Here is an 18067-nt window from a genome sequence, read left to right as displayed (position 1 = left end):
GCAGGCCCCAGACTATCCCGCAGGGATTCAAGGAGAGACGCAGTATGAGCACCACGACAGCCAGCCTTACGCAGCCTACCACCACCGCCGACGTTCGCGCCCAGTACGGGCCCAAGCTGGTGACTCCGCTGCCCGGCCCGAAGGCAGCGCGCATTGTGGCCGATGACGACCGGCTGATCTCGCCCAGCTATACCCGCTCCTATCCGATGGTTGCGAAGCGCGGCCGCGGCGTCCGCGTCGAAGACGTGGACGGCAATGAGTTTCTGGACTTTGCAGCGGGCATCGCGGTTACCTCGACCGGCCATTGTCATCCCGAAGTGGTGAAGGCGATTCAGGATCAGGCCGCCGAGCTGATCCACATGTCCGGTACCGACTTCTACTACGAGTCGCTGGTGACGCTCTCCGAGCGCCTTTCCGCGATTGCGCCGATGGCAGGACCGCATCGTTTCTACTACGGCAACTCGGGCGCGGAAGCTGTGGAGTGCGCGCTCAAGGTCGCCCGTTACCACACCGGCCGTCAGCATGTGATCGCCTTCTTCGGCGCCTTTCACGGACGCACCATGGGCGCACTCTCGCTCACCGCGTCGAAGCCGCAGCAGCGCCGCCGCTTCGCGCCGCTGGTGCCGGGCGTGACGCATGTGCGCTATCCCTATGCCTATCGCGGCTGCGGTGACTCGCAGGAAGAGAAGGATGCCTTCGCGCTCGAGTGTGCGCGCTACATCGAAGACCGCCTCTTCAAGACCACGCTGCCTCCCGAGGAAGTAGCCGCCATCTTTGTCGAGCCGATCCAGGGTGAGGGCGGCTACGTCGTGGCTCCGACGATCTTCATGCAGGAGCTGCGCCGCATCTGCGACAAGTACGGCATTCTTCTCGTCGCCGACGAGGTGCAGTCCGGCGCAGGCCGCACCGGCAAGTGGTGGGCGATTCAGCACACCGGTGTCGAGCCCGACATCGTCTGCTCGGCCAAGGGCATTGCCTCGGGCATGCCGCTCGGCATCTGCATGACCAAGGCTCATGTCATGGACTGGAAGCCCGGCTCGCACGCATCGACATTCGGTGGAAACCCGGTGTCCATCGCGGCGGCCCTGACGACGATGGATATCCTCGAGCGCGAGGGCATTGCCAATGCCGCGTCCATCGGTGAGAAGATGCTGGAGCGGCTGCGGACGTGGCCGGCCAAGCACGGCATCGTAGGCGATGTGCGCGGACGCGGCCTGATGATCGGTGTCGAGATCGTGAAGAACCAGCATTCGAAAGAGGCTGCCGGCGTGTGGCGCGATCGCATCGTGGAGCTGGCCTTCGAGCGCGGCCTGCTGATCCTCGGCTGCGGCGAGACCTCGATCCGCCTCGCTCCTCCGCTCATCCTCAACGAGCACGAGGCGGCGGTTGCTCTCGATATCTTCGAAGAGTGTGTGGCGATGGTCGAAGCCGAGCAGAAGTAAGTCACAAGCAGTACAAACAGTACAAAACAGAAGCCGCGCACTATCTGGTTCCTCCGAGATAGTGCGCGGCTTCTTCTATGGAGAAACAATCCTCTAACTTCTGTTTATGAACGATTTGTAATTTAAGGTAGCCTGGTTTTCCGCAGATATCTGGCTGGAAACGCTATCCTTATGCATCACACATAAAATCAGACTTTCTACGGCCTTGAATGTGCAACAAAACCATATGGCTTCCGTCAGTCATAGGTAGAGAGAAAGAGCCGGGAGATACCGGCAAAAAATCCCTGATCACATGAAGTGGAGCTTGGATGATTCATCAGCAGCGTGTTGCTGTCGTCCTGCCCGCCTATAACGCGGGACTTACTTTGGAACGGACGGTGCGTGAGCTACCTCCGGAAGTCGTGGACGAATTAATCCTGACCGACGATGCCAGCTCCGACAACACGAGCCAGCTGGCAATAAGTCTCGGCATCAAGACAATCCGGCATGACCGTAATCGCGGTTACGGCGGCAATCAGAAGACCTGCTACACGGCCGCGCTCGCCTCCGATGCAGACATCGTGGTCATGCTGCATCCTGATTATCAGTACGCGCCGGGGTTGGTCGGCGCCATGGCGGGTCTGATTGCGAGCGGCGAGTATGACTGCGCCCTCGGTTCGCGCATCCTCGGCAATGGTGCGCTGAAGGGCGGCATGCCGCGCTATAAATACATCTCCAACCGCGCGCTGACCTTTACGCAGAATCTGATCATGGGGCAAAAGCTCTCCGAGTATCACACCGGCTATCGCGCCTGGAGCCGCAAGGTCCTCGAGCGCCTGCCGCTGCTGAGCTGTTCGGATGATTTTGTCTTCGACAATCAGATGCTCGCGCAGGCCTTTCACTTCGGCTTTCGCGTGGGTGAGATCTCGTGCCCGACACGCTATTTCCCCGAGGCTTCGTCCATCAACTTTCGGCGCAGCGTGGTGTACGGCTGCGGTGTGTTGCGGACGGCGCTCGACTATCGGCTGAAGGCCATGGGTCTGAGCAATCCGGACTTCCTTGCCGACGAGCCTGGAGAGCGGCTCACCTCCTACTCGATTCCGGAACACTGTTTCCTTTCCTAACGCCTGGGACCCTGTGGCAACGACTTCGAATTCTTTTCCGCTTCCTTCCGGCGCGGCGCCGTCGACGACCGCCTCGCGCCCGGAGACCGTCCGGCGCGCGGTGCTGGCGGCGATGTGCCTCTTCCTGCTCTTCTGGCTGGGCTATTTCATCGACAAGACCTGGCACTGGTCGCTGGTCAACGATGCGCCGCAGCTCAGCTATCTCATCTTCCTCATGAAGCATGGGATGAAGCCCTACCGGGACATCATCGAGATGAACATGCCCGGAACCTATCTGGTGCACTTCGCCGTGCTGGGGATGCTGGGCTGGAGCGATCTGGCGTGGCGCGTCTTCGATGTCCTGCTGATCGGGGTGATCGGCACGGCGATGGTGGTGATCGCGTGGCCTTACAGCCGCGCCGCGGGCATCTTCAGCGCGGTGCTCTTCGCACTCTTTCACGGCCGCGACGGCATGGGTGAAACCGGCGAACGCGATCTGGTAATCGCTGCGCTGTTGTTGGTGGCTTACGCCTGTCTCTTCCAGGTGCTGCGCCATGGCCGCGCATGGCCGATGCTGTTCGTCGGCTTCTGCGCCGGCTATGCCGCGACGATCAAGCCGATTCCTCTGCCCATGGCACTGCTGCTGGTGGCGGTGGGGGTGCTGGCTTTCCGGCGCGAGGCACGGTCCATCTGGTCACCGCTGCTCTTCGGACTGGCGGGGCTGGCGATCGCATTTGCGATTGTCGGAGGATTCCTGGTGCATGAAGGGGTCCTCGGGCTTTTCCTGCGGGAAGAGCATGAGATGCTGCCGTTCTATGCGCATCTCGGCGACTTCGACCCGCACTGGATGCTGATGAACAGCTCGACCTCGTCTTTCCGGACGCTGGCGGTGCTGGCGCTGGTGCTGACCATGGCCATGCGCTGCTGGCGAAGCTGGGAGGAGCGGCTGCTGCTCACCGGCATCGCCTTTGGCATCTTTTCCTACTTCTACCAGCAGAAGGGAACGCCCTACCATCGCTATCCGATGATCGCGTTCACGCTGCTGTGGTGCGGGATCGTCTTCTTCCAGGCGCTGCGGCAGCGCGGCTGGATGCGCTGGGTGGCCGTGGGCGCGGTGGGATATGGCGTGGTGCTGGCTCCGCTCTATGCCCGCACGGCAGCAAAGCGTCCCTGGTCGCAGGACTACGAAGAGGGTCTGACCCGGGACTTGAATGCGCTGGGCGGCGCCGGGCTGTCCGGCCATGTCCAGTGCCTGGCGACCTCGGCCGAGTGCGACACGGTGCTCTACCGCATGAAGTTGATGCAGGCGACCGGGCTGGCCTATGACTACTTTGTTTTCAACCGTCGGCCGGGACCGGTGGTCACTGAGAGTCAGCAGCGCTTCTGGTCGCAGCTGGAGCAGAATCCGCCGCGGGCGATCGTGGTGACGGTCGGGCTTTATCCCAGTGACCGCTTCGGGTACGACAAGCTGTCTCTATGGCCGGCTTTCGCGGATTACCTGGGTGCGCATTACCGGCTCTATGCCGACCGGCAGTTCCCCATGTTTGAACAGCGGGCCATCGCTTACCGGCTCTATGTGCGCAAGGATTGAGGCGCATACAGGCCGGCGGGTGGTCGTGTCTGCAGTTAATTCCATTCCTTTCAATGAATTAAGCGTCCCTCGGCAGAGGTGAATGCTCCCCTTTGCCTCTGCCTGGCTTCTTCCGGATGGCGCAAAACCGGCCGGAGTATGAATTGTCTCGAAAGGCTGCCGAAGTGAGGGAGTAGAATGTAGGGCAAGCGATAGGGTGTCTGAGGTCCCGGCGATTCATATTCCTGTAAATAGATGGTTCGTCTGGTGCTACTTCCTTACCGCTGCCGGCGTCGAATGTAGGAAAGCGGAAAAGCGGTTCCCGAGTGTTTCCGATCAGGGAATGCTCCACTGGCTTCCCGGCTTTTGTGTTCGCCGCATGAGAAATGAGGTTTTTTCGTGAATTCAACGGTCAAGCAGATCATTTTCTGGGTCTTCATCTTTGCGTGCCTGGTGGTCCTGTGGCAGGTCTTCCAGCGGAGCACCGGTCATGGAGCAGACACGGAGATTGCTTTTTCCGAGTTCCTGCAGGATGCACAGCACGGACAGATCTCGGATGTGACCATCACGGGTGGGAATGAGGTCCACGGAAAGCTGACCGGGGATAAGCCCGGGAACTTCCACACCACCATTCCGCTGAACTACTCGCACCTGTACGACATCCTGGATCAGAACCACGTCAAGGTGAATATCCGGGACAACCAGGGCAATGCATGGTGGAGCATCCTGATCCAGTTCTCGCCGGTCATCGTCATCGGCGCGCTGTGGTTCTTCATGATCCGCCAGATGCAGTCGGGCGGAAACAAGGCGCTGTCCTTCGGCAAGAGCCGCGCGCGCCTGCTCTCCATGCAGCAGAAGAAGATCACCTTTAAGGATGTGGCCGGTGTTGACGAGGCCAAGGAAGAGCTGAAGGAGATCATCGAATTCCTGCGCGAAGCGCAGAAGTTCCAGCGCCTGGGCGGCCGCATCCCCAAGGGCGTGCTGCTCGTCGGACCTCCGGGTACCGGTAAGACCCTGCTCGCCCGCGCCGTGGCCGGCGAGGCCAACGTGCCCTTCTTCTCCATCTCCGGTTCGGACTTTGTCGAGATGTTCGTCGGCGTCGGCGCAAGCCGCGTCCGCGACCTCTTCGAACAGGGCAAGAAGAACGCACCCTGCATCATCTTCATCGATGAAATCGACGCGGTCGGCCGCCATCGCGGCGCCGGTCTCGGCGGTGGACACGATGAGCGTGAGCAGACCCTCAACCAGCTGCTGGTCGAGATGGACGGCTTCGAGTCGAACGACGGTGTCATCCTCGTCGCTGCGACCAACCGCCCTGACGTGCTCGATCCCGCGCTGCTGCGCCCCGGCCGCTTCGACCGCCGCGTGATCGTCGGCCGTCCTGACGTGCGTGGCCGCGAAGAGGTTCTCCGCGTGCACGCCAAGAAGGTTCCGCTCTCCGAGGACGTCGATCTCCGTGTCATGGCTCGCGGCACACCGGGCTTCTCCGGCGCCGACCTGGCCAACATGGTGAACGAGGCTGCCCTCAACGCTGCCCGCCAGAACCGCAAGGCCGTGGCCATGCTCGACTTCGAGCACGCCAAGGACAAGGTGCTCATGGGTGCCGAGCGCCGCTCGATGCTGCTGACCGACGAGGAAAAGCGCGTTACCGCGTATCACGAGGCCGGCCACGCGCTGGTCGCCGCGCTCCGCGATCACGCCGATCCGCTGCACAAGGTCACCATCATTCCGCGCGGCATGGCCCTGGGCGTCACCATGCAGCTGCCGGAAGACGACAAGCACACCGTCACCAAGGACTATCTTGAGACGCAGCTGGCCATCCTCATGGGCGGCCGCATCGCGGAAGAGATCTTCCTCAAGCAGATGACCACCGGTGCCGGCAACGACATCGAGCGCGCCACCGAAATGGCCCGCAAGATGGTCTGCGAGTATGGCATGAGCCGCCTCGGCCCGCTGACCTTCGGCAAGAAGGAAGAGCAGATCTTCCTCGGCCGCGAGATCGCGCAGCATCGTGACTTCTCGGAAGAGACGGCACGGCAGATCGACGGCGAAGTCCGCAGCCTGGTGGACGAAGCCTATCGCTCGGCCTACGCCATCCTCGACGGCAACCACGACAAGATGCACAAGATGTCGCTGGCCCTGCTCGAGCGTGAGACGCTGGACGCGAACGAAATCCGCATGATCATCGACGGGCAGGACCTGCCCCCGGTGAAGCCCACCGGTGGTGCAGGCGCCCCGAGCGGGGACACGCAGCAGGTGCTCCGTCCGGAGTCGGGCCGCGGTTCGAGCTTCCCCGAAGGCAGCCCGTCGCCCGCATAACGTTGTTCCACCCAAACCGAAAAGCCCGGCTGAAAAGCCGGGCTTTTCTTTCCCCCAAAAACTTGTCATCCCGGCCGAAGCGAACGAAGTGGAGGGACCTGCAGTCCATTGGCATCAGGTTCCATCTTTCGAGCCGTCGCGCACGACGCATATACTTTCGCTCGAGACGCTGGAGATCCGATGAAGCCAGGTGAACCGTTGCCCGATGCCGCTCGTTCCAACCGCCGTACCTTTCTGAAGACGGGAGCCTCGATTGCCGCCGGCCTGTCAGCCTCCGCGGCGCTCGCAGATACGTTCCCTGCCGATACGCTCTCTGCCGATACACGCCCTATTGACGCCGCTACGCCTGTGGCAGATGAGCCGGTACAGGGCCTGATGCCCACGCGTAATCTCGGCAAAACCGGCGCACGGGTCGCCATCTTCGGACTCGGCGGTCAGGGTGCGCTGGAAAAGCCCAACAACATGGACATCGCCCTGCCCATCATCCAGCGCGCGCTCGAACTTGGAGTCAATTATTTCGACACCTCGGCCATCTACGGTGGTCCGGAGCGGTGGAGTGAGCAGTATCTCGGCAAGGGGTTGCAGGGCAGCCGGAGCAAGGTTTTCCTCGCCACCAAGACCAAGGAGAGAACCCGCGACGCCGCGCTCCGGAACATCGAGCTCTCGCTCAAGCTGCTGGATACCGATCACGTCGACTGCTGGCAGCTGCACGACGTCGGCATCCAGGAGGATGTGGATCAGATCTTCGCCAGGGACGGCGCGCTCCAGGCGCTCATCGAGGCCCGGGAGCAGAAGATCGTCCGCAATCTGGGCGTGACCGGCCGCTTCCGCCCCGAGGCGCTCATGGAGTGCATCCGTCGCTTTCCCTTCGACACGGTTCTGTTCGGCGTCAACGCTGCGGACAAGTACCACTATCCTTTCGCCAAAGACCTGCTTCCCCTGGCTGTCGAAAAGCAGATGGGCGTGATCGGGATGAAGGTGATGGCCCGCGGCCGCATCCTTTCGAGCTGGACGCCTCCGCCGGTGGAGGTGCAGAAGCGCTCCTGGGAGGGAACGGGCGCGATCGCCACAACTCCCGGCACGCTCACCAAGCGGGAGACGTTCTTCTACAACCTTTCGCTGCCGCTCAGCACGGCGATCATCGGGTGCGACTCTGTGGCACACGTAGAAGAGTGTGCCGAGCTGGCCCGTGCCTTTACACCGCTTAGTCCGGCCCAGATGACCGAGCTCGAAGCCAAGGTCGAGCCGGTCGCAAAACAGTCGCTCTTCTTCCGCCTCATGCCCCGCTAGCTGCTTCGCGGGACTGGCCGTCCAGGCGTTTCGCCTTCGGCCTCCGCTCCCGCTGGTCGCAAGCCGGGAGCTTCGTGGTGGAGGTGAGCCGGGGTGCCCCGCCAAGCTCCGCTTGGGCGGGAGGCGAGGAGACCAGAGGCCGTCGGTCTTTTCCTTTGCTACTGGGGGCAGTTCCGGCGTAACGTGCTCCTGGCGGCCGGATGGCAACGGCTGAGATCATGCCGCCGCGTACGAGGTCGCCATGCCGAAATTCATCATCGAGCGGGAGATTCCAGGGGCAGGCAGCCTCAGCCCGGAGCAGCTGCGTGCCGTCTCGCAGACCTCCTGTGGCGTGCTCCGCGAGATGGGGCCGCAGGTGCAATGGGTGGAGAGCTTCGTCACCGCCGATAAGGTCTACTGCGTGTACATTGCTCCGGATGAGGCCTCGGTGCGCGAGCATGCCCGCAAAGGCGGCTTTCCGGCCAATCACGTGGCCCGGGTACGGAGCATCATCGACCCGACCACGGCCGAGTGATGAGCGCCCGGCCGTCAGGCGCTCCCTGAGCGAGAAATGCGAGATAAGGCCCTGAGCAAGAAATGCGAGACAATAGCAATGCATGCGTTCCGCGTTCGCTGTTCTTTCCTGCCTGCTCGTCGCTCTCACCGGCTGTGGCTACCACACCACTGGCTCGGCTACGCATCTGCCCTCCACGGTGCACACGCTCGCGGTTCCGGTCTTCCAGAACATCAGCCAGTCGTACCACGTCGAGGTGCAGTTTACGCAGGCGGTAGTGAAGGAGCTTAGCAGCCGCACCTCCTACCGGGTCACGCCAAGCAGCACCGCCGATGCCGACGCCACGCTCACCGGAACGATTACCGCGTTTTCGATTGTGCCGCTGACCTACAACTCGGAAACTGGCCAGTCCTCGAGCTTCGAGGTGACCGTGCGGGCCAAGGTCGTGGTTACCGACCGCAATCACCGCGAGCTGTACCACAATTCCACCTACCTCTTCCGCCAGCAGTATGAGACTTCGGACGATCTGGTGACGTTTATTCAGGAAGATCCGGCGGCTATTCAGCGTCTCTCGCGGGACTTTGCGCAGGCCATGGTCTCCGATATTCTGGAATCCTTCTGATGTGCGCTGATTCCAAATTTGCGCCGCGAACGGAGCGTCTGTAATGGGTGCGGGATTCGCGGCGACCGACCGTTTTCTAGCGGAAGTGAAGGAGAATCGCCTGCGGCCGGGCTATGTGCTGGCCGGGGACGAAATCTTTCTCTATGAGCGCTGCCGCCAGGCGGTGATCCGCGCCTTTGTGCCTGCGGAGATGCGGGACTTCTGCCTCTCCGATCTGGATCTGGCCGAGGTGAGCATCTTCGAGGTGCTCGACCGCGCACGGACCTCGTCGCTGATGGCACCCTTCCAGGTCTTCTTCGTACGCGGCCTCAAGGGGCTCTATACGCGCGGCTCGAAAAAGGATGAGTTCGCCGCGATCGAGGATTATTTCCGCGCGCCGAATCCGCAGAGCCTGGTGCTTTTCATTGCCGACCACCTGCGTATTCCCTCCGATCCCCGCCGCATGGACATGGAAGACAAGACGCGTTACGACCGCATCCGCGAGACGCTGGGCGACTGGTGCGGTGTGATCGAGCTGGCGCGTGTGGATGAAGCCGATGCTTTCAAGTGGATCGTCGCCGAGAGCGAGCGGGCCGGGGTGCGCTTTGAGCAGGATGCGGCGCGCGAGTTGGCCGACGCGCTGGGCGCGGACATGATGCTGATCGCCAGCGAGTGGAACAAGCTGGTGCTCTTTGCCGGAGAAAAGAAGCAGGTGACGCTCGGCGACGTGGAGACCATGGTGCTCGCCGCCAAGCAGCGCTCGCTCTATGAGCTGACCGACGCCATCTCGCAGCGCGACACGGCGCGCGCGTTGAAGCTCCTGCACGGGCTGCTCAATGCTTCGGATGGCGGCGAGGACTCGGCCATTGGGCACCTCTACATGCTGGCGCGCACCTTCCGCCAGATGCTGGTGATTCTCGAAAAGCGCGTGCGTGATTCGCGAACCATCTGGCAGGCATTGTGGCAGGGCTTTCGCATGCCGCCCTTCGCCGCCGAAGACCTGATCCGCCAGGCGCGCCGCTACAAGTCGAGCCGCGAGATTACCCGCGCGCTGCGGCTGATCGCGCGTGCCGATCTCGAGCTGCGCTCGCAGCCGCCGGATAAGGCGCTGGTGCTGGAGCGTCTGGTCTTCGATCTGACGCGTGAGCCGCGCGCAGGCGCCGCAGACGGCAGTCTGCAGTATGCGATGGAGTTGTAAGGATGCTAGGTCGTATCGACCTAGAGGACATAGGAGATAAAAAACTTACCACTGCCTTGTCATCCCGACCGGAGCGAGCCGGAGGTGAGCGAAGTGGAGGGACCTGCGGCCTGTCTACGCAGGCAAGAACCCGCCGGTGGGAGACAAACCGCAGGACGATAAAGCTATCCTGCCCCGGTTGTGATGGCTATATGGGGATACGGACTAGAGCGCGGAGCTGAGCAGCAGGAGCAGCGCCGCGGCTACCGTCGCAACCTGATAGACGTAATCGGACGTCTCGCGCGTGGAACGCGGCATGCGTATCGTACCGAGTGCGGTCGGAGCGGGTTGGGGAGGATGCTTTCTCATTTCGGTTCTGCCCGGGCAGAAATCTTGCGTCGGTCCTGCCATGACAGGAACACAAACAAGTTGCAGACGGGGGTACTCTGCTTGGATGTATTGTGCCCCGGTTTCGATGCGTATTTTGCAAAGTGATAGCAAAAAGAAGCAAAGTTGTTACTCCCTGGGACACATTGCCTGCTGCGCGCAGGGCGATACGCCTTCGGTCTCCGCTTCCGCTGGTCGCGAGCTGAGGGTTTGCCTTCTCAAATAGAGAAGAACCGGGGTGCCCCGTCCAGGCTTTGCTTGGAGGCGGGAGGGTAAAAGCCTCATCTGCTCCGGTTTTGCTCTAAAATCACTCTGATGGCCTCCGGCGACCCCCAAAACAGCTTTCTCAGCCCCGTGGACCAGGCCGCGAAGGAGCCTCGCTCGCTTGCGCCCTGGATCATTGCCGGAGTGTTCATTCTCCTGGTCGTGGCCGGGCTGCTGGTGATGAGTCACCACGCGCAGCCGGCGAACCCGGGCGGCGCGGGCCTTGCGGCTCCCGATCCCTATGCGGCGAACCTGAAGATCACCGACGTGAAGATGAGCCAGACCTCGAACATGGCCGGCGCGCAGCTCACCTACATCGACGGCAACATCACCAACAGTGGGACAAAGACTGTCACCGGGATCACCGTGCAGGTGGCCTTCCACGACTTCACCGGCATCCTGGCGCAGAAGAGCACCCTGGCGCTGAACCTGATCCGCACGCACGAGCCCTACGTGGACACGCAGCCGGTCTCGGCCGCGCCCATCAAGCCGGGCGAGACACGGGAATTCCGCCTGATCTTCGATCACGTGCCGGATAGCTGGAACCAGCAATATCCCGAGCTCCGCATCATCGAAGTGGACTAAGTCGTATTCACTTATAGCTTCTGTAAAAAGGTTGTCATTTCGACCGGAGCAGGACGGCTTCCCGTTCTGCGGAGCGGAGAAACCTGCGGATTCCTGCTCGGACAGGCGCAAACCGCAAGGCTGTTTGATCGGCGCTGATTTCTACGGCTCTCCTGCTGGTCGCGGGCCGGACGGGTCTGTTCGAGGAGTGGAATTCTCAGGCGCCGGGCGTCTGGCGAGAAGCCGGCTTCACGGTACTCATGTTCAGCCGTGGCTATGACCAACGCCGAGAAGATCGAGCTCTCTTTGCATGATCCTCGCTGACCGCATGGTTATAGAACTGCACCGTCGGACAATCAGCGTGTCACCGAGTGAGATCGACCGGATTCGCGTAGAGGCTTACAGCAACGATTGTGAGGAGGGTTGTTGGACTCGATGTCTTGCCTGATTTACATTTTGAGCGCCAAATCCGCTGTGACACCGTATGCTGATTTCCAGCCCGAAGGAGAGCGGAGGACATATGAAGGGTTCAGTAGGCCGTGTTGCGCTATTGGTGATTGTGGCGGTGGGAATACTTGGTCTTAGTCTCGACGAAGAAGCGCAGAACGCTCTCCCGAATGGCCTTGCGGCAAATGAAATGACGTTTCAGCAAGACATGGATGCATATTGCACAGCTAAATTGAACGACAGTCTCTCCAAACTATCGGCAGAAGATAAGAAAGGCGAGGCTGACCGCGCATTTTTTAGCCGCAAACTTCATACGTGCGTGCAGATTTACGAGACGCTAAACCCAAAGGACTCCGGAGCTATGAATTATGTGGTGAGTGATCTTACCTATGGCTTTGTGGCTCCTCCAAAATGGCACCGCACCGAGAGCGACTTGCATGTGCATCTGTCTGAAATTCGTAACTATCACCACCTTTATGTGGAAGGCTATTGGGTACCCGTCAGTTCTGATCCAGGACAGCAACCTGTTGCCGATGCAAACGCTGTCAAATTGGATTGCATCTATACCGAAGCAAAAGATGCTGGGGACGATTCGAATTCCTGCACAGAGACACAGGCATATACGCAACTAGGGAGCATTAATGTTGACACGCAGACTTATCACATAGCTTCATGGAGCCGTGATGAAGTGATTGCCACCGATGTGGAGCGCGGGCTTTCTGGCACCACTACGACGACGTTAATCATTCATCCTAAAGCGAACGAGGTGGAAGTACTTGATAGAACGCGAATGGATGAAAAGCAGCCGAGCTTTACCAAGGGAATGGAAGGCAAGTCTTTCGGCGATCACTATGAGCTGCAAGGGGGAATGTACCTGCTGGACACTGAGGGAGTTTTTTTTCAATGCGACGAAGATGGTGTTGTGATCGATATGCGTTTGGACATTGTAGAGAAGCATCACGGAGACGTTGTTAACGTGCCGAACGCCGAATGGAATGCCGGGGCTAAGACAAATCACAAATTCACTGCGCAAGAATGCAAGGTGGCGCTGCAAAAAGAACTTCAAAGGATTCAGTGATGGCTGCCTGCCACTCCTGAGAATGGTGCCTGGTCTCGAGAAACACCCTTCGCAGAAGGCATACATAGCTGGTGATAAGCCAACATAGCGATACGATCCCCGGTCGATGAGCAACGCAACGATTCCATACAAGCCGGACGCAATCGATGCAGAAGGCGCACTCCCTTACAATTGAGAGCTGAGTCGCTTTATCGAGGTTCTCTGCTTGTTTGCTGTGGTTCGTAGTCGTCTGATCCGTATCGCTCCCACAGTGACAGCGATCAGCCTGATGGCTGGAAATGCAGGTCTCCTCTTCAGGCGAGGTCTGCACCCGAACCTGGAGACCGCGGTCGGTTTCCTGTGGATCGCTTCCGACTATGCGCTTCGGCAAAAATCACGCCATCCTGTCGCCGCTCCCAGAATCAATGCCGCCGGCGTAATCCTTGGTAGTCTTCTGCTTTCGGCAAGTGGCTTTCATGTGGGATACGTCGATTGGAATCGGGTGAGGACACCGCTTGGCTACATCCCCGGCGCCGCGGCGGTAGGTTTCCAGAATGAATTGCGCCGGTTGGGCCAGCACCTCGCAGCGTCGCGTATCGGCGCTGCGAGGTTTCTAGGAGCGGTCTTGAGGCGCCCCTATGCCCTCTCCGCACTGCTGTGCTCTTACGGCGTCGTGGAGCTGATGAAAAGCGCCTTGCATGCGCACGATGCGGGGCTCGTGGCCATAAGTGCTGCCTATGGCACAGGAACCTTGTTTTTGTCCTTGCTGGACTATGGGCGCGCGGATGGAAGGCTTGAGGATGCCTCCAGGGCTTCGGTCACGCGTCAAAGTCTGGAGGCCGACGCACTGTAACAGGCGTGGCTGCTTCGCGCAGGGCGATACCGCCTTCGGCCTCCGCTCCCGCTGGTCGCGAGCGGACATGTTTATAACTAGGACGTATTCCCCTATATCCAGGCAGAAAATAAGCGACTTATCTTGCGCATTGTCATTCCGACCGGAGTGAGCCGCAAGGCGAACGTAGCGGAGGAACCTGCAGTTTTGCCGGTACGGGTAGAACCGCAGGTTTCTGCCCGGACAAGCGCAAACCGCAGGTCCCTCCACTTCGCTACGCTCCGGTCGGGATGACAACGATAAGGGTAGGTTCTTTATTTTCAGACCATCTCTATGGGGATACGTCCTAAGACACCGCGGAGCCCGGTGGCGGACAGGTGGAACGCGGCAGTGTGGATGCGAGTGTTGCCAGTGCGATCTGCGCGGAGGTTTGTGCCTGTTGGCGTAATTCTGGCACTGCCGTGGACTCCCACAGCGTTGCCTTGCGCAACGTGCCGGCAACCAGTAAATCCTCATGCGTCTCTCCGTGGATGTTGATCGTACGGCCACCCTCATCCGTCCATAAACCGAGACCGAGTTCGTCGCCGACGAGGGTTCCATCCTGCAGCAGTGGCCCGAGAAAGGAATGCGTCGCGTGCCGGCTGTGAGCGTCGGGTCCCGTGCAGTTGATGACCCAGGCCACACGAACCTTGCGCGTGGAAGAGCCGCCTCGGCAGGAAAACGAGACATCGATGCCGTGATCGTCCGCTTCGGCCCGCAGCAGCGTGCCCGCCATCACTTCCAGCTTCTTTTCGAGGCGCATCTGCTGGATCGTATCGGCCACCTCCGGCGCCATGCGATGACGGTGTGTCTCCCAGAAGGAACGTGCATGACGCAGGAATCGTGCTCGCTCCCGGCTATCGAGCCGGGTCCATAGATGCGAAATCGCAGGACGCAGGCTGTCGATAACCTGCTGCCACGCGAAACCCTGTGCGATTGCGCTTTGCACCGAGCACCGAACCTCGTGCAGGAGTTCCCGCGTCATCAGCGGCTCCTCGGCATGGAGGAGTGCCGCTACATTCTTCGGCAATTCGATCGCCGGCTTCGGTGCGCGAAGATGGGCCGAGGGGAGCAGTCCGCGCCGGGAGATTGCAAGCAGAGGTGCGGTGCGATGCGAGCGCTGAAGGGTGAGCACGACATCCATCGCCGTCAGACCGCTGCCCATCAGCAGCACCGGCTCGTCCGGACGGATCAGGCTCAGTGCCAGCGATGCCCACGGATCGGCAATGAATCGGGTACGCGGTCCCGTCCAGCGATGGATCAGCGGGTCCTTGGGCGGACGATGTCCGACGGCCAGAACAACCACATCCGCAGGGAGCGTGCGCGCTCCGGCGGTATCGATCTTCCATCCCGAGGAGGATGCGCGCTGGAGCTGCTTCGCTTCATCGTGGACGATCGATGCGCTGAGATGCCGGCCGGCGCTCCTGGCCAGCTTGAACAGGCACTCGCGCACATACTCTCCGTACATCTTTCGCGGAAGGAAGTCGTGAGCCCCGATGGCCGGATTCTTGCTTTGTGCGTAATGCAGGAAATCCTCGGGTAGATCCGGCCACGCACTCATGCGGCCGGCCGGCACGTTCAGCACGTGGCGCCCATCGACGGCGCGATAGGCTACACCATCCCCGGGAGCAGGCTGCCGGTCGATCAAAACAAAATGCATGGGCCGTGACGCCGATGCCGCCTGGCGGATCAGATTCGCAAGCACCATCGTTCCGGTAAATCCGCCTCCAATGATCGCTACCGTCTGTGCCTCCGGAGCAGGCGGACGGAGAAACATCTCCGGAGGATCTTCTTCGGTGACCGCATAGCGCCGGACCTCGGGCAGCGGCGGCGAGTACACATGAACGGTAATGAGCGGCTCATCGGCGGATGCGTTGGCCAGCGCATGAACGACTGTTCCGGGATCGGTGAGGATATCTCCGGGGCCGTGGCTGGTTTCCGAGGTCAGACGTACCCGCCCGTCCGGGCCATCCGCGAAGAGCGTTTCCGTGAGTCTTCCATCCACGACCTTCAGGCCGCAGAGCGATCCGGAATGATCGTGGGCGACACCGTATTGCGTAGGAGCCCAGGTGAGCACGAGAAGCTCGAAGTGTTCGTTCCGGGCTACGCAGCGCCGGGCATACGATTCTTCTCGATGCTCGATATAAGGAGCAAGCTCGGAAGAAGGCAGGTTCGCTTCCAGCAGTAAATTCCGCACCACGGATTCGCTCAAAACCCCGTCCTGCAGATGGAGCTGTTCGACAAGCCAGCCGAGGCCGCGACTGCCCGGGCTGGATGCTTCCATACACATCACCGAAAGGAACTCCTGTTGTCAGCGATCTCGCGGCTGGGCTTCTACGGAGCATATCGCCGCTGAAGTGTCTCTGACATACGTTTCTGATGGATATAGACGTACATCTGGAAATGGAGTTCAAGCCCGCACGGAAAGTTTCATGGGGCGCGAGTCTTCATCGCCCGATGAGCAACGCTCCTGCCGCGCAGACGAGATCGGTCAATCACAAACACGGGCAGATGAGGATTGCCGAAGCGGCCGGTTCCGCCTATGCTGGGTGCGCGGCGCCTCCCCTGGCTTCGCTGCCGGACTCCTGACCTGTACGCATTGGAGGAGAGACGATGAAGCGCGTGATCTTCATCAGTTATCGCCGGGACGACTCGGAGGGCGAGGCGGGACGGCTCTATGACGATCTGGTCCGGACTTACGGCGACCAGTCGGTCTTTATGGATGTGGCCGGCATTGCGCCGGGTGTGGATTTTCGTCAGGCGATCGATGACAACGTAGCCGGCTGCGGCGTGTGCCTGGTGATGCTCGGGCCGCAATGGGCGACGATCACCGGCAGCACCGGTCAACGCAGGCTCGACGACCCGAATGACTTCGTGCGCCTGGAGGTTTCCTCCGCGCTGCGCCGCAACATCCCGGTAATCCCGGTGCTGGTGCATGATGCGCGCATGCCGCACCCGGAACAGTTGCCCGAGGAGATTCGCGAACTGGCCTATCGCAACAGCGTGGAGATCTCGCACGCGCGCTGGAATTCCGATGTGCAGCTGCTGGTAGATGCCCTGAAACCCTATGTCGAGGCGACCCGGCTCACGGAGACGCAGCCGGTTCATGCCACGGTGCCCGTGCAGCTTCCGCCTCCGGTTGCACCGCAGGGGCAGACGCCTGTGCCGCCATCGAAACTGCCACAGATTCTGGGCATAAGTGTCACAGTCTTCGTGTTGCTGGGCGCAGGCATTGTCTGGATGGCGCTCCATGGGGGGAATCATGCGCCTGCTCCGGCTTCCGGTGCTCCCTCGCAGGCTGTTTCCGCTCCCAAAGCCGCGGCCGGCTCACCCTCGGCCAGTCTGGCAGGTACGTGGCACAGCAACCGGGCGAAGAACGGAGGCCACGGGCCGGTCGAGCTGCGCATCACCGGTACCGATCCCGCCTACCAGGTAGAGGTGCTGGCAGACTGCCCGCAGGGAGAGTGCAGCTGGGGCACGCAGCCGGTCATCTTCGTCGAAGGGGAAGGAACGGCGCGCTGGCTGCCGCGTCTGGCACTGGCTGACGTGGCCGGCAAACGCGTAGCGCGCGTGACTTTGCGGCCCGCCGGTGCGCTGTTGAATATGGAAATCCAGAACAGCTGGACCGTGGACGGGCAGTCGAAACGCAACCGCGCGGATGTGGACTTTTCGCGCGAGCCCTAAAGTCCCTGACAGACACTGGCAGCGTTGCGCGCTATGCGGATTCGGCGCCCGGCTTCTGCGGCGCGCGCTGGTTCCCCTGCTGCTGGAAGGAGGACCACTGCGCGTGTTCCTGGGAGACGGTGGACTCGATGCGCTCGGCGAGCAGGCAGCGCGGGTTGGGGGCCGTGGCGTAAGGGCCGGCGAGGGCGAGAAAGGTGTATTTCTCGTGCTTCAGGGCTTCGCAGGTGGCGCGATACATCGTCCAGTTCTGCTGGTACTGGTTCAGGTGCAGGATGCCCTCAAGAATAGTGATGAGCACGCCCAGCCCGCCGGCAATCATGGCCACTTCAGGGAGGCGCAGACCGGTGAGGAAGGGAATCAGCGCGGCGGCGAGAATCTCCACCACCTTGATGCGCTTGAAGACACGCTGCGCGCTGCGGCTCTTGCGGTCATACCAGCCAATCTGGTCTTCGAGGCGGTTGAGGATCGGGTCGCTGGCAGGGGGATGGGCGACAGGGAAATCGGCCTGCAGCGAGGCAGGCATCGTACTGGAAGTCGCGGCCATGAGTGGACGGAAGCATAGCACGGCGCAGCGAGTCAGCATACATCTCTGTCGGGGGCGTGGTCTTAGAAAAAAACAGAAAGAAGATGAAGGGATTGGAGGACGGGATGCGATTACTCTTAACAGTCCCAGTTCATTTGAAAACCGGCATCTTCCCGGCTGTTCATGAGGGCTAAAGTAAGCGCTGCCAGATTCGTAGGAAATTGAGTTGACAGATCCTCCTGCGGTTTTATTCTTTCATCACCCCGACTCGACCCCCCTCCTTGATCGGTCCTCAG

The 18067-nt window shown here is 61.0% G+C and carries 14 protein-coding genes; 12 read left to right on the top strand and 2 right to left on the bottom strand.

What is annotated here, in order from left to right:
• The first annotated feature begins 44 nt into the window (after positions 1-44).
• The 11 genes from ESZ00_RS04675 to ESZ00_RS04625 all read left to right on the top strand — a co-directional run bounded on the left by ESZ00_RS04675 (position 45) and on the right by ESZ00_RS04625 (position 13546).
• Positions 45-1442, top strand: a complete 1398-nt coding sequence (locus tag ESZ00_RS04675) for an acetyl ornithine aminotransferase family protein (RefSeq protein WP_129206994.1) — start codon at positions 45-47, stop codon at positions 1440-1442.
• 308 nt (positions 1443-1750) lie between these two features.
• Positions 1751-2545, top strand: a complete 795-nt coding sequence (locus tag ESZ00_RS04670) for a glycosyltransferase family 2 protein (protein WP_129206993.1) — start codon at positions 1751-1753, stop codon at positions 2543-2545.
• A 13-nt stretch (positions 2546-2558) separates the two neighbouring features.
• Entirely contained in the window at positions 2559-4115 is a 1557-nt protein-coding gene (locus tag ESZ00_RS04665) for a hypothetical protein (protein ID WP_129206992.1), read from the top strand.
• 378 nt (positions 4116-4493) lie between these two features.
• Positions 4494-6413 (top strand): ATP-dependent zinc metalloprotease FtsH, encoded by a 1920-nt coding sequence (ftsH, locus tag ESZ00_RS04660; RefSeq protein WP_129206991.1) that lies wholly within the window; start codon positions 4494-4496, stop codon positions 6411-6413.
• A gap of 180 nt (positions 6414-6593) precedes the next feature.
• Positions 6594-7703, top strand: a complete 1110-nt coding sequence (locus ESZ00_RS04655) for an aldo/keto reductase (protein WP_129206990.1) — start codon at positions 6594-6596, stop codon at positions 7701-7703.
• Positions 7704-7944: 241 nt separating this feature from the next.
• Positions 7945-8217, top strand: a complete 273-nt coding sequence (locus tag ESZ00_RS04650; RefSeq protein WP_129206989.1) for a DUF4242 domain-containing protein — start codon at positions 7945-7947, stop codon at positions 8215-8217.
• Between the two features lie 82 nt (positions 8218-8299).
• Positions 8300-8818 (top strand): LPS assembly lipoprotein LptE, encoded by a 519-nt coding sequence (lptE, locus tag ESZ00_RS04645; RefSeq protein WP_129206988.1) that lies wholly within the window; start codon positions 8300-8302, stop codon positions 8816-8818.
• A gap of 43 nt (positions 8819-8861) precedes the next feature.
• A complete protein-coding gene (gene holA / locus ESZ00_RS04640; RefSeq protein ID WP_129206987.1) occupies positions 8862-9995 on the top strand; it encodes a DNA polymerase III subunit delta in 1134 nt (377 codons plus the stop codon).
• A 681-nt stretch (positions 9996-10676) separates the two neighbouring features.
• Positions 10677-11210, top strand: a complete 534-nt coding sequence (locus tag ESZ00_RS04635; RefSeq protein ID WP_129206986.1) for a DUF2393 family protein — start codon at positions 10677-10679, stop codon at positions 11208-11210.
• A 499-nt stretch (positions 11211-11709) separates the two neighbouring features.
• Positions 11710-12714 carry a hypothetical protein gene (locus ESZ00_RS04630; RefSeq protein ID WP_129206985.1) on the top strand — a complete coding sequence of 335 codons (1005 nt, stop codon included), beginning with the start codon at positions 11710-11712 and terminating at the stop codon, positions 12712-12714.
• Between the two features lie 205 nt (positions 12715-12919).
• A complete protein-coding gene (locus ESZ00_RS04625) occupies positions 12920-13546 on the top strand; it encodes a hypothetical protein (RefSeq protein WP_129206984.1) in 627 nt (208 codons plus the stop codon).
• Between the two features lie 325 nt (positions 13547-13871).
• On the opposite strand, the gene ESZ00_RS04620 is transcribed toward ESZ00_RS04625, so the two are convergent.
• A complete protein-coding gene (locus ESZ00_RS04620; protein WP_164981343.1) occupies positions 13872-15848 on the bottom strand; it encodes an FAD/NAD(P)-binding protein in 1977 nt (658 codons plus the stop codon).
• Positions 15849-16177: 329 nt separating this feature from the next.
• Between ESZ00_RS04620 and ESZ00_RS04615 the strand changes: the two genes are divergently transcribed.
• Positions 16178-17248 (top strand): TIR domain-containing protein, encoded by a 1071-nt coding sequence (locus ESZ00_RS04615; RefSeq protein WP_129206982.1) that lies wholly within the window; start codon positions 16178-16180, stop codon positions 17246-17248.
• A 31-nt stretch (positions 17249-17279) separates the two neighbouring features.
• Here ESZ00_RS04615 and ESZ00_RS04610 read toward each other — a convergent pair whose 3' ends face one another.
• Positions 17280-17831, bottom strand: coding sequence for a DUF4231 domain-containing protein (locus ESZ00_RS04610; RefSeq protein WP_204520151.1), 552 nt, complete (start codon positions 17829-17831; stop codon positions 17280-17282).
• Positions 17832-18067: the final 236 nt, after the last annotated feature.

The sequence above is a fragment of the Silvibacterium dinghuense genome, from assembly GCF_004123295.1.
GTDB lineage: Bacteria > Acidobacteriota > Terriglobia > Terriglobales > Acidobacteriaceae > Silvibacterium > Silvibacterium dinghuense.
This window is presented reverse-complemented; position numbering and strand designations above follow the sequence as displayed.